Genomic DNA, 13,237 nt, shown 5'->3' with positions numbered 1-13,237 from the left:
CAAGCCCCCGATAGCGTCAGAAAGCGCAACGCCACAACTTAAAACGACCGCACAATCCGCCCCAACGTCTCCATCGCCTTCTCCGAGGCCTCGGTCCATGGGCTGCCGTAGTTCAGGCGAATACAGTTTCTGAAGCGTTGCGTCGCCGAGAAAATCGGCCCGGGTGCAATGCTGATGCCTTGCGCCAGCGCCATCTGGAACAACTTCAACGAATCGGTCTGCTCCGGCAATTCCAGCCACAGGAAATACCCGCCGGCCGGTTGGCTCACCCGCGTCTGGGCCGGGAAGTAGCGGGCGATGGCGGCCAGCATGGCGCTTTGCTGTTCTTCCAGGGCATAACGCAGCTTGCGTAGATGCCGGTCATAACCGCCGTGCTGCAGGTAGTCGGCAATCGCCGCTTGTGCCGGCATCGAGGGGCACAGCGAGGTCATCAACTTCAAGCGCTCGACTTTCTGCGCATAGCGCCCAGCGGCCACCCAGCCGACGCGATAGCCCGGCGCGAGGCTCTTGGCGAAGGAACCGCAGTGCATCACCAGGCCTTCAGTGTCGAAGGCTTTGGCCGGTTTGGGGGCCTGCTGCCCGTAGTACAACTCGGCGTACACATCGTCCTCGATCAGCGGCACCTGGTGGCTACGCAGCAGTTCCACCAGCGCCTGTTTTTTCGCTTCCGGCAGTGTCGCGCCCATGGGGTTCTGGAAACTGGTCATGGTCCAGCAGGCCTTGATCGGGTAGCGCTCCAGGGTTTGCGCCAGGGCACCCAGGTCAATGCCGTCGCGCGGGTGTACGGGGATTTCCACCGCCTTGAGCTTCAGGCGTTCCAGCACTTGCAGGCAGGCGTAGAACGCCGGGGCCTCGATAGCCACCAGGTCGCCCGGTTCGGTGACCGCTTGCAGGCACAGGTTCAACGCTTCCAGGGCGCCGTTGGTAATCAGCAGTTCTTCCATGGGCAGCATCAGGCCGCCGACCATATAACGCAGGGCAATCTGCCTACGCAGTTGCGGGTTGCCCGGCGACATGTCGGTGACCACCAGGCGCGGGTCCATTTCGCGGCTGGCACTGGCCAGGGAACGGGCCAGGCGTGGCAACGGGAACAACATGGGGCTGGGGAAGGCCGAGCCGAAGGGCACGGTATTGGGGTCTTTGATTGAGTCGAGTACTGAGAACACCAACTCGCTGACATCGACTTCGGTGGACTCATGCACCTGCTCGCTCACCACCGGCTCGGAGAACGGGCTGGGGGCATGGGTGTTGACGAAATAGCCGGAGCGCGGCCGTGCACGGATCAACCCGCGCCGCTCCAACAGGTAGTAGGCCTGGAACACCGTGGACGGGCTGACGCCATAGGTCTGGCTGGCATAGCGCACCGAGGGCACACGCTGGCCGGGGCCGAGCACGCCGGAGCGGATCAGTTCTGCGATGTCGTCGGCGAATTTTTCGTAGCGTTTCATTTTGGCCTTAAACAGATGTTTTGTATGAGTGGAGATCCCACTGTGGGAGGGGGCTTGCCTCTCCCACATGTGACCTTCATCATTTTTCGATACCGAGGTCTCAGCGGTTGAGCGGCGCCACGAATCGGCTATCGGCAAGGCTGTAAATGCTCGGTGCATCCACGTCTGTCACCTTGAACCGCAACGTCTGCGAACTGCTCGCCGGCTTGTCGGCCAGCAACGCCACCGAGACCGGAACGTCACTGATTTCACCAGGCGCCAGGCTGATCTCGGTCTTGCCCTGCAACTGGAAGTCTTCGGCATCCACCAGTTCCAGGCGGTATTCCTGGCGCTGCTGGGTCTTGTTAATGACCTTGAGGCTGTAGATGTTTTCGATCTGACCCTGGGCGTTCTCGCGGAACATGCCACGGTCCTTGGTCACGTCCAGCGAGACCATCGGCCGCTCCACCAGTGCCACCACCAGCGCGGCAATCATCACCAGCAACACGGCACTGTAGCCGATCAGGCGTGGCCTGAGCAGATGGGTCTTGCCGCCTTGCAATTGATGCTCGCTGGTGTAGCTCACCAGACCACGGGCATAGCCCATCTTGTCCATGATCGAATCACAGGCGTCGATGCACGCCGCACAGCCGATACATTCCATTTGCAGGCCGTCGCGAATGTCGATGCCGGTGGGGCAGACCTGCACGCACAGCTGGCAATCAATGCAGTCGCCGAGGCCGACATCGGCCGGCGTGACCTCGCGTTTACGCGGGCCGCGATGCTCGCCACGGGCGCTGTCATAGGAAATAGTCAGCGTGTCTTTATCGAACATCACGCTCTGGAATCGCGCATACGGACACATGTGCATGCACACCGCTTCGCGCAGCCAACCGGCGTTGATGTAGGTAGCACCGGTGAAAAACAGCACCCAGAACAGACTCACGCCACCCATTTGCCAGGTCAGCAGTTCGGCGGTCAGTGGGCGGATCGGCGTGAAGTAGCCGACAAAGGTCAGCCCGGTGAGCACGCTGATGCTCAGCCACAACGTGTGTTTGGCCGAGCGCCGCGCGAGCTTGTTCAGGTTCCAGGGCGCCGCTTGCAGCTTGATGCGCTGGTTGCGCTCGCCCTCGGTGACCTTTTCGCACCACATGAACAGCCAGGTAAACGAGCTTTGCGGGCAGGTGTAGCCACACCACACGCGACCGGCGAACACCGTGATCGCAAACAGGCCGAAGGCGCAGATGATCAGCAAAGCCGATAACAGGATGAAGTCCTGGGGCCAGAAGGTGGCGCCAAAAATATGAAATTTGCTTTCGGCCAAGTCCCACAGCACGGCTTGCCTTCCACCCCAGTTCAGCCACACGGTGCCGAAGAACGCCAGGAACAGAAAGCCCGCGCCGCCCACGCGCAAGGTGCGGAACAGGCCGGTGAAACTGCGGGTATGGATCAGGTTGTCGCTGGATTTGGCCTTCACCTTCTTTGGGTGCATCGGCTCAAAGGTTTCCACGGTTGGGATTCGTTCGCTCATGGTCGTTCGCTCATCAGCCTCCATCAGGCCGATGAACTATGGGCGCCGGTCTGTTTGCATAACAGACTCAGGTGTGTCGATAAAAAGCGGATCAGATGGGTTTTGTGCAGGCGCCTGCGTCAATGTGCTGCACCCCGTGGCTGAAGGGGTGCAGCCCTGTCGAAGCAGTACTGATACAGATCAATTAAATCAGCGAACCAGGTTCTTCAGCCTTTACATGTTGGCGGCCATCGTGGGCACCTGCCACCGTCAGGGCGTCGGCCTCGGCTTCGGTGATATAGATCCGCTCAGCTGCCAGTTCCACGTAAGACATGGATTTGTCGGTGTCGGTAACGATATTGACCCTTGTCGCCGGCACACTCTGTTCCTGGCCGTTGTCATCAAGCATGAAGTAGCACAGTTGGTTTTCGATACGTAGGGGCATGCCGATCTCCTTTTTCTTGGGCTATGAAGGTTAGGGGTCGGCAATGTGCGTGGGTTCAAGGCAACTGACTGGCGGTCGCGGCTGTCCATTCTTTATCAATAAAGACAAAGGACAGTGTTCATGGACGCTTGGTGGCATGAAGTGTGGCAAACCCTGCAGGCCGAATTCGCCGACCTGGGCGACGCAAAACAGCTCACTCAAATTACCGTTCGCCTGCTGATCGCGGCGCTGTTGGGGGGCATCCTCGGGTTTGAGCGCGAGCACAAGGGCAAGGCTGCCGGTGTGCGCACCCATATGCTGGTCGCAATGGGCGCCGCATTATTTGTGCTGGTGCCGCAGATGTCCGGCAATCAGGCAGATGCCATGAGCCGCGTGGTGCAGGGCGTGATTGCCGGGATTGGTTTCCTGGGCGCCGGCACCATCATCAAGGGCAAGGATGATGACGAGGGGCATGTGAAGGGCCTGACTACGGCCGCCGGTTTGTGGATGACCGCTGCGATTGGGGTCTCGGCCGGATTGGGTCGGGAATCGACAGCGGTGCTGAGTACCTTGCTGGCGTTGGCGGTGTTCAGTGTGATGCCAAAAATCGTCAAGCAGTTTGAAAAGGACTGACGATCACCGGCGGCATGGTTGTCGGCGGTTCCTCCACCGGCGGCGGCTCATTTTCCGGCGGTTCTTTCTCGGGAATCGGTTGCGGCTCGGTAGGCGGCAGGGTCGGGTTGTCGATATTCGGGTCTGGGGTTTCCGCGGGGATCGGGATATTCATCGGTGTGGCCTCCTTTGTGCTTTGCTCTAGCGGTGGACATTCGCAGGGGCCAATTGATTCCCCCGCCCGATGGAGTCACATCCAGCTGAACTTTTAACCTCGGCCCAAGCTCGGACCTATAGCGGCCCTGCTCAGGGAGAGCGCTGCCGTATCAGAATTTGGATCAAGCAAAGAGCGTCCACAGGGCGTAAGGGGAAGATGCTCGATGACTGCTGAAACACTGGCTACAGAAGACTCCATATTGCCGCTGTCCCAGGCGCTGTTGCTGCCCAGGATCGCGATCGAAAGCACCTCACCCGTGATCGACGGCGGCGAATTTGCCGTCAAGGCGGTAGTGGGCCAGCGGGTCAACGTCACCAGCAAGGTATTCGCCGACGGCCACGACAAGCTGGCCGTATTGATCCGCTGGCGCCCCCTGCATGAAGAAAGCTGGCACAGCGTGGTCATGAACGACGTGGGCAACAATGGCTGGGAAGGTGGGTTTACCGTCACCGTCCAAGGCCCTCACGAATACTGCATCGAGGCCTGGATCGATACCTTCGCCAGCTTCTGCTACGAACTGCGTAAAAAGCATGAAGCCAGCGTGCCGGTCAGCCTGGAATTGCAGGAAGGCCGCAGCCTGGTGCTGCAGGCCGCCGAACGCAGCGACAACGAACTGCGCGACCGCCTGATGCTGTTGCATCACGAACTCTCAGGCCTGCTGGAAACCGAGCAGGTCGCGCTGTTTTTGCACGAAGACAGTGCACACTTGATGACCCAGGCCGACCACCGCGCCTACTTGAGCATCAGTACCGTCTACCCGATTGATGTGGAGCGCGAGGCGGCGCAGTTTGCCAGTTGGTACGAGCTGTTTCCCCGCTCGATCACCGACGATCCTGCACGTCACGGTACGTTTAATGACGTGCACGCGCGGTTGCCGATGATTCATGACATGGGTTTCGACGTGCTGTACTTCCCGCCGATCCACCCGATCGGCCGCAGCCACCGCAAGGGCAAGAACAATTCCCTGACCGCAGGCCCCGATGATCCGGGCAGCCCGTATGCCATCGGCAGCGAGGAGGGCGGCCACGAAGCCATTCATCCGCAGTTGGGCAGCCGCGAGGACTTCCGTCGCCTGGTCAAGGCCGCCGCCGAGCATGGCCTGGAGATCGCCCTGGATTTTGCCATCCAGTGCTCCCAGGACCACCCGTGGCTCAAAGAGCACCCGGGCTGGTTCAACTGGCGCCCGGACGGCACGATCAAATACGCCGAGAACCCACCGAAGAAGTATCAGGACATCGTCAACGTCGACTTCTATGCGGCGGATGCGATCCCGGGCCTGTGGACTGAACTGCGCGACATCGTGGTCGGCTGGGTGGAAGAGGGCGTGAAGACCTTTCGCGTCGACAACCCCCACACCAAGCCACTGCCCTTTTGGCAGTGGCTGATCGCCGATGTACGGGCAAAGCATCCCGAGGTGATCTTCCTCGCCGAAGCATTCACCACCCCGGCGATGATGGCGCGCCTGGGCAAGGTCGGTTACTCCCAGAGCTATACCTATTTCACCTGGCGCAACAGCAAGGCCGAGTTGGGTGAGTACCTGACGCAATTGAACGAGTCGCCGTGGCGCGAATGCTACCGGCCGAATTTTTTCGTCAATACACCGGATATCAACCCAGGCTTCCTGCACCAATCCGGCCGCCCGGGTTTCTTGATCCGCGCGGCGCTGGCCACCATGGGCTCAGGCCTGTGGGGCATGTATTCGGGCTTTGAACTGTGCGAAGCGGCACCTGTGCCCGGCAAGGAAGAATACCTGGACTCGGAGAAATACGAGATCCGCCCTCGGGACTTCACCGCGCCCGGCAACATCATCGCCGAAATCGCCCAGCTCAACCGCATCCGCCGCCAGAACCCGGCGTTGCAGACACACCTGGGCCTGAAACTCTATAACGCCTGGAACGACAACATCCTCTACTTCGGCAAGCGCAGCGAGGATGGCAGCAACTTCATCCTGGTGGCGGTCAATCTCGACCCGTTCAATGCCCAGGAAGCCAACTTCGAGTTGCCATTGTGGGAACTGGGCCTGCCGGACGATGCGCAAACCCAGGGCGAAGACCTGATGAACGGTCATCGCTGGACTTGGTATGGCAAGACCCAGTGGACGCGGCTGGAGCCGCAGATGCCGTTCGGGATCTGGCGCATCAGCACCTCCTGAGCCTGGTGAAGATCAACATGTGGGAGGGGGCTTGCCCCCTCCCACATTGACCCGGTTCAGTCTGCAAGCTTTTTCGAGTATTTCAGGAGCCTCCAATGGCGAAGAAACCCAAGGCTGCCACCTTTATCAAAGACCCGCTCTGGTACAAGGACGCGGTGATCTACCAGGTTCATGTCAAATCCTATTTCGACTCCAACAACGACGGTATCGGTGACTTTCCCGGCCTGATCGCCAAGCTTGACTACATCGCCGACCTGGGCGTGAACACCATCTGGCTGTTGCCGTTCTACCCTTCGCCACGCCGCGATGACGGCTACGACATCGCCGAATACCGTGGCGTGCACAGCGACTACGGGACCATGGCCGATGCCCGGCGCTTTATCGCCGAAGCCCACAAGCGCGGGCTGCGGGTCATCACTGAGTTGGTGATCAACCACACCTCCGACCAGCACCCCTGGTTTCAGCGCGCGCGCAAGGCCAAGCCGGGCTCGGCGGCGCGGGACTTCTACGTGTGGTCCGATGACGACCAGAAATACGACGGTACCCGCATCATTTTCCTCGACACCGAAAAGTCCAACTGGACCTGGGACCCGGTCGCCGGCCAGTACTTCTGGCACCGCTTCTATTCCCACCAGCCGGACCTCAACTTCGACAACCCGCAGGTAATGAAAGCCGTGCTGTCGGTGATGCGCTATTGGCTGGACATGGGCATCGACGGCCTGCGCCTGGACGCCATCCCGTACCTGATCGAGCGCGATGGCACCAACAACGAAAACCTGCCGGAGACCCACGACGTCCTCAAACAGATCCGCGCCGAGATCGACGCCCATTACCCCGACCGCATGCTGCTCGCCGAGGCCAACCAATGGCCGGAAGACACGCAGCTGTATTTCGGTGACCGCAAGGGCGATGACGGTGACGAATGCCACATGGCGTTCCACTTCCCGCTGATGCCGCGCATGTACATGGCGCTGGCCCAGGAGGATCGCTTCCCCATCACCGATATCCTGCGCCAGACCCCGGAAATCCCCGCCAATTGCCAATGGGCGATCTTCCTGCGCAACCACGATGAATTGACCCTGGAAATGGTCACCGACAAAGAGCGTGACTACCTGTGGAACTACTACGCCGCTGACCGCCGTGCACGCATCAACCTGGGTATTCGCCGGCGCCTGGCGCCCTTGATGGAGCGTGACCGCCGCCGGGTCGAGTTGCTCAACAGCCTGCTGCTGTCGATGCCCGGCACGCCGACCCTGTATTACGGCGACGAAATCGGCATGGGCGACAACATCTACCTCGGCGACCGCGATGGGGTGCGCACGCCGATGCAGTGGTCCATCGACCGCAACGGCGGTTTCTCCCGCGCCGACCCGGCCAGCCTGGTGCTGCCACCGATCATGGACCCGCAATATGGCTACCTGTCGGTCAACGTCGAAACCCAGGCCCAGGACCCGCACTCGCTGCTGAACTGGACCCGCCGCATGCTGGCGGTGCGCAAACAGTCCAAGGCGTTTGGGCGTGGCAGCCTGAAGATGCTCTCGCCGAGCAACCGTCGCATCCTGGCGTATACCCGCGAATTCACCGGTGAAGACGGGCGTACCGAGATCATCCTGTGCGTGGCCAACGTCTCGCGCAGCGCCCAGGCCGCCGAGCTGGACCTGTCGGCCTTTGCCGGCATGGTCCCGGTCGAAATGCTCGGCGGCAATGCGTTCCCGCCCATCGGCCAGCTGAATTTCCTGCTGACCCTGGCGCCGTATGGCTTCTATTGGTTCGTGCTGGCGGCGGAAAACCAAATGCCCAGCTGGCACGTGGAACCGGCGCAAAGCATGCCGGACTTCACCACCCTGGTCCTGAAGAAACGCATGGAAGAGCTGCTCGATGAGCCATGTCGCAGCACCCTGGAGCAGACTTCGCTCCCGGCCTGGCTGCCCAAGCGGCGTTGGTTTGCCGGCAAGGACACGGCCATCGACAGTGTGCGCATCGCTTACGGCGTGCGCTTTGGCGACCCGCAGCACCCGGTATTGCTCAGCGAACTTGAGGTCACCGCCGGTGGCCAGGTGAGCCGTTATCAGTTGCCGTTCGGTTTCCTTGGCGAGGACCAGTTCACCAGTGCCTTGCCGCAGCAATTGGCCATGGCCCGCGTGCGACGCGTGCGTCAGGTGGGGTTGGTGACCGATGCCTTCAGCCTCGAGCACTTTATTCGCGCGGTTATCCAGGGCTTGCAGGCCGGTACCGTATTGAACAGCCAGGACGGCGACCTGGGTTTTGAAGCGACGGCGCACCTGGCCAAGCTGCAACTGACGGATGAGTCGCCCGTGCGCTACTTGTCTGCCGAGCAGTCCAACAGCTCGGTGGTGGTGGGCGAGAGCCTGGTGCTCAAGCTGATCCGCAAAGTCAGCGCCGGGGTGCACCCGGAGCTGGAAATGAGCGCCTACCTGACGGAGGCGGGTTACCCGAATATCTCGCCGCTGATGGGCTCGGTGATTCGCCATGATGCCGCAGGCCAGGACAACCTGCTGATGATTGCCCAGGGCTACCTGAGCAACCAGGGCGACGCCTGGGCGTGGACCCAGAACAACTTGGAGCGTGCCATTCGCGATGAGCTGGCCGAGGCCATCTCCGAACAGGAACAGCATTACAACGCCCTGGGCGAGCTGGCGGACTTCGCCGGGTTGCTCGGCCAGCGCCTGGGTGAAATGCACGGGGTGCTGGGGGCCAAAACCACCAACAAAGACTTCAAACCCGAGCTCACCACGGCCAAGGACACCCAGGCCTGGGCCAAGGACGTTGGGGCACAGATCGACCGTGCCCTGCAATTGCTCAAGCTTCATCAAAGCCAATTGAACCCTGCCGATCAGGCATTGGTCAGTGAATTGCTGGGCCAGAAAAAAGCCATCGGCGCGCATGTCCAGGCCCTGGCGAAAGCCACGTTGGGCGGGTTGCGCATTCGTGTCCATGGTGACTTGCACCTGGGCCAGGTGCTGGTGGTCAAAGGTGATGCCTACCTGATCGACTTTGAAGGCGAACCGGCGCGGCCGCTGCATGAACGGCGCGGCAAGCACAGCCCGTATAAAGATGTGAGTGGTGTGCTGCGCTCCTTTGATTACGCGGCGGCCATGGCCTTGAACGTACAAGGGGTGGACCACTCGCCCGAAGCGGACCTGGCGCGCAGACGCGTAACGGATCGCTACCTGAAAGAGGCCCGCCAGGCATTTATCCAGGCTTATCAGGCCGCTGCGTCTACACTGGCGCATGACTGGCAGGATGCCAAGGGCCAGGACGCCGCGCTGACGTTGTTCAGCCTGGAGAAGGCCGCGTATGAAGTGGCTTACGAAGCGGAAAACCGCCCGACCTGGTTGCCGGTGCCTCTACAGGGCTTGCACGGGTTGTTGAGCGGGCTTACATCTAAATCGAACACTGCACGCGGTGGGGAGACGTCATGAGCTTTACGAATAAAGAACCGCTGCAACCGAAGTTGACAGCCATGCCGGCGTCCAAGGACGTCGAAGCGCTGGTGCGCGCCGAGCACCACGACCCGTTTTCCATTCTCGGGCCACACGATGACGAGCAGGGCGGGCAATTTATCCGCGCGTTCCTGCCGGAAGCCTTGAGCGTCCAGGTGCTGAGCCGCGATGGCGGCGAACAGATCGGCAGTCTGGATGCGACCCAGGTGCCGGGTCTGTTCGTCGGGCAGTTCAACACTCGCCAGGCGTACGTGCTGAAAATCCAGTGGGCTGGCGGTGAGCAGATCACCGAAGACCCTTACAGCTTCCAGCAATTGTTGCTGGGTGAGATGGACCTGTACCTGTTTGCCGAAGGCAATCACCGTGACCTCAGCAGCTGCCTGGGTGCCCAGGTGACCAGTGTCGATGGCGTCGACGGCGTGCGCTTTGCCGTGTGGGCGCCGAATGCGCGGCGGGTCTCGGTGGTGGGTGACTTCAATATCTGGGACGGCCGCCGCCATCCGATGCGCCTGCGGCATCCGTCGGGCGTGTGGGAAATCTTCATTCCACGCCTGCAACCTGGCGCCGCCTACAAGTATGAAATTCTCGGCGCCAACGGCATTCTGCCGCTCAAGGCCGACCCGATGGCGCTCGCGACCCAGTTGCCGCCCGACACCGCCTCGAAAGTCGCCGCGCCATTGCAGGTGGACTGGCAGGACCACGAGTGGATGCAATCGCGAGTCGAGCGGCAGAAGGCCACGGCGCCGCTGTCGATCTACGAGTTGCATGTGGGCTCCTGGCAGTGCGAGCTGGACGAGGCGGGCGAAGTGGCGCGCCAATACAACTGGCGCGAGCTGGCGGAGCGACTGGTGCCCTATGTGCAGCAACTGGGCTTCACCCACGTTGAACTGATGCCGATCATGGAACACCCGTTCGGCGGTTCGTGGGGTTACCAGGCGCTGTCACAGTTCGCCCCGACCGCGCGCTTTGGCTCGCCGGAAGATTTCGCCTACTTCATCAACGCACTTCACCAGGCCGATATCGGCGTGATCCTCGACTGGGTGCCGGCGCATTTTCCTACCGATACCCACGGCCTGGCGCAATTCGACGGCACCGCGCTGTACGAATATGCCAACCCGCTGGAAGGCTTCCATCAGGATTGGGACACGCTGATCTACAACCTGGGCCGTACTGAAGTCCACGGTTTCATGCTGGCCTCGGCGCTGCATTGGCTCAAACACTTCCACATTGACGGTCTGCGCGTAGATGCCGTGGCGTCGATGCTGTACCGCGACTATTCGCGCAAGGCCGGCGAGTGGGTGCCGAACCGCCATGGCGGGCGCGAGAACCTGGAAGCCATCGACTTCCTGCGCCACTTGAACGACGTGGTGGCGATGGAAGCCCCCGGCGCGCTGGTGATCGCCGAAGAGTCCACCGCCTGGCCCGGCGTCAGCCAACCCACCCAACAGGGCGGCCTGGGCTTCAACTACAAATGGAACATGGGCTGGATGCACGATTCGCTGCATTACATCCAGCAGGATCCGGTGTACCGCGCCCACCACCATAACGAGCTGAGCTTCGGCCTGGTGTATGCGTGGTCCGAGCGGTTCATCCTGCCGATTTCCCACGATGAAGTGGTGCACGGCAAGCACTCGCTGATCGACAAGATGCCCGGCGACCGCTGGCAGAAGTTCGCCAACCTGCGCGCCTACCTGGCGTTCATGTGGATGCATCCGGGTAAGAAACTGCTGTTCATGGGCTGCGAATTCGGTCAGTGGCGCGAGTGGAACCACGACCAGCAACTGGACTGGTACTTGCTGCAGTACGCCGAGCACAAAGGCGTGCAAAAGCTGGTGGGTGACTTGAACCGCCTGTATCGCGAAGAACCGGCCCTGCACGAGCAGGACGATGCGCCCCAGGGTTTCCAGTGGCTGATCGGCGACGACGCGATCAACAGCGTCTACGCCTGGCTGCGCTGGAGCAAGGACGGCAAGCCGGTGCTGGTGGTGGCCAATTTCACCCCGGTGCCCCGTGAGGCCTACAAGGTGGGGGTACCGTTCGGCGGGCGTTGGAGCGAGGTGATCAACAGTGACGCCGATACCTACGCGGGTTCCAATTATGGCAATGGCGGTGGCGTGTTCACCGAGGATGAGCCACGCCATGGGCAACCGGTGTCGCTGTCGTTGAATCTGCCGCCGTTGGGGGTGCTGATTTTGCGGCCTGAAGCAAGTTAAAGGCTCTACCTTGCTGGATTCAGTTGTCCACGCTAGTGGCAGGGTGCCACAATGGCGCCTTTGTCATGGCAGTCGAATCAGGCGAATTTCATGAATGGCCTTGGGCATGGGCAGGACCAGGATTGTTTTATAGAGGCACAGGTGCGAACCGACCGTTTGCACCAGTTGTTTCGCCAGTCATTTGCAGCCATTTTCGGCAGCTACATGGCAGCCGCCATGCTCTGCTGGCTGTGCTGGGAGCGCTTCGATCACACGTTTATGCTGGTATGGCTGGTGCTGCTGGGCGCCTCGTCGCTGCTGCGGGTCAAGATGTTCCTGGACTGGTTCCGCTGCCCCCACAGCGAACGCACGCCGGACCGCTGGGAGCGCCGTTACTGGATCACGCTGGTGCTGTCCGCGAGCATTTGGGGGGCTGGGGCGTTCGCGCTGATGCCCACCGATGATCGGCTGTCCCAGGCGCTCGTGATGCTGTTCACCGTGGGGATGTCGGTCAGTGCCGTGTCGTGTTATTCGGCCTATCGCTACATGACCCTGGTTTCCATGGGCCTGGTGTTGCTGCCGTGCACGCTGTGGCTGCTGTTCCAGCCGTCATCGATGCAAGTGGGCATTGCCATCGCGGTCCTGGTGTTTTCCACGTATGTGGCCAGCGCCACGCGCAAGTTGTCCGGTGCTCTGGAAAAGGCCTTTCGCCTGACCCGGCAAATGGAACTCGCCCACAATATCTCGACCCGTGTCGCACAGACCGATGAGCTGACCGGCCTGATGAACCGCCGGGCGTTTTTCGAACATGCCCAATTGCTGTACACGCAATGCCGTCACAACCAGCAGCCGCTGTGCGTGCTGATGATGGACATGGACCACTTCAAGCAAATCAATGACACCTACGGCCATCAGGCCGGCGATCAGGTATTGCGCCAGATTGGCGGGGTGATCAGTGCGTCGTTCCGTAAGGCCGATGTGTATGGGCGCTTGGGCGGCGAAGAGTTTGCCGTGTTGTTGCCCAATACGTCGTTGGAAACCGCTCGGAATATTGCCGAGGATCTGATCAAGGCTATAGCTGGTTTGGCCGCCGAGCCGGTCAAAGGACTTTCAGCCAGCCTTGGAGTGGCGTTCACCCATGCCGTGGATGAGGACCTGCACACCCTGATGAATACCGCGGACAAGGCGCTTTACCGGGCCAAGGCGCTGGGCCGCAACCAGGTGGCCGTGGCGGAGTAG

At 61.1% G+C, this 13,237-nt stretch carries 9 protein-coding genes; 5 read left to right on the top strand and 4 right to left on the bottom strand.

Annotated features, from left to right (window positions below; genetic code table 11):
- Nucleotides 1-38: 38 nt before the first annotated feature.
- From mapR to HDC32_RS23940, 3 genes are all read right to left on the bottom strand, one after another.
- Complete coding sequence (gene mapR / locus HDC32_RS23950) at nt 39-1,448, bottom strand: GntR family transcriptional regulator MpaR (RefSeq protein WP_027606390.1); 1,410 nt, start codon at nt 1,446-1,448, stop codon at nt 39-41.
- A gap of 100 nt (nt 1,449-1,548) precedes the next feature.
- The gene (ccoG, locus tag HDC32_RS23945; RefSeq protein ID WP_131696553.1) at nt 1,549-2,958 is read right to left on the bottom strand and encodes a cytochrome c oxidase accessory protein CcoG; all 1,410 of its coding nucleotides are present in this window, start codon (nt 2,956-2,958) and stop codon (nt 1,549-1,551) included.
- A 184-nt stretch (nt 2,959-3,142) separates the two neighbouring features.
- Nucleotides 3,143-3,382 carry a DUF3203 family protein gene (locus HDC32_RS23940; RefSeq protein ID WP_092488595.1) on the bottom strand — a complete coding sequence of 80 codons (240 nt, stop codon included), beginning with the start codon at nt 3,380-3,382 and terminating at the stop codon, nt 3,143-3,145.
- A gap of 120 nt (nt 3,383-3,502) precedes the next feature.
- On the opposite strand from HDC32_RS23940, the gene HDC32_RS23935 reads away from it, so the two are divergent.
- Nucleotides 3,503-3,994 (top strand): MgtC/SapB family protein, encoded by a 492-nt coding sequence (locus HDC32_RS23935; RefSeq protein ID WP_131696551.1) that lies wholly within the window; start codon nt 3,503-3,505, stop codon nt 3,992-3,994.
- Here the strand turns inward: HDC32_RS23935 and HDC32_RS23930 are convergent.
- Nucleotides 3,972-4,148, bottom strand: coding sequence for a hypothetical protein (locus HDC32_RS23930; protein ID WP_167655506.1), 177 nt, complete (start codon nt 4,146-4,148; stop codon nt 3,972-3,974). The genes HDC32_RS23935 and HDC32_RS23930 overlap by 23 nt on opposite strands.
- 205 nt (nt 4,149-4,353) lie before the next feature.
- Between HDC32_RS23930 and HDC32_RS23925 the strand changes: the two genes are divergently transcribed.
- The 4 genes from HDC32_RS23925 to HDC32_RS23910 all read left to right on the top strand — a co-directional run bounded on the left by HDC32_RS23925 (nt 4,354) and on the right by HDC32_RS23910 (nt 13,237).
- Nucleotides 4,354-6,342 (top strand): alpha-1,4-glucan--maltose-1-phosphate maltosyltransferase, encoded by a 1,989-nt coding sequence (locus HDC32_RS23925; protein WP_167655507.1) that lies wholly within the window; start codon nt 4,354-4,356, stop codon nt 6,340-6,342.
- A 95-nt stretch (nt 6,343-6,437) separates the two neighbouring features.
- Nucleotides 6,438-9,785 carry a maltose alpha-D-glucosyltransferase gene (gene treS, locus HDC32_RS23920; RefSeq protein ID WP_184745758.1) on the top strand — a complete coding sequence of 1,116 codons (3,348 nt, stop codon included), beginning with the start codon at nt 6,438-6,440 and terminating at the stop codon, nt 9,783-9,785.
- On the top strand, nt 9,782-12,019 hold the full coding sequence (gene glgB, locus HDC32_RS23915) for a 1,4-alpha-glucan branching protein GlgB (protein WP_184745756.1): 2,238 nt from the start codon (nt 9,782-9,784) through the stop codon (nt 12,017-12,019). Before treS ends, glgB begins: the two co-directional genes overlap by 4 nt.
- 51 nt (nt 12,020-12,070) lie before the next feature.
- Nucleotides 12,071-13,237, top strand: a complete 1,167-nt coding sequence (locus HDC32_RS23910) for a diguanylate cyclase (protein WP_145337328.1) — start codon at nt 12,071-12,073, stop codon at nt 13,235-13,237.

The sequence above is a fragment of the Pseudomonas sp. JAI120 genome (assembly GCF_014207255.1).
Classification (GTDB): Bacteria; Pseudomonadota; Gammaproteobacteria; order Pseudomonadales; family Pseudomonadaceae; genus Aquipseudomonas.
The sequence above is the reverse complement of the archived record's forward strand: the minus strand, read 5'-3'. Positions and strand labels throughout refer to the sequence as shown.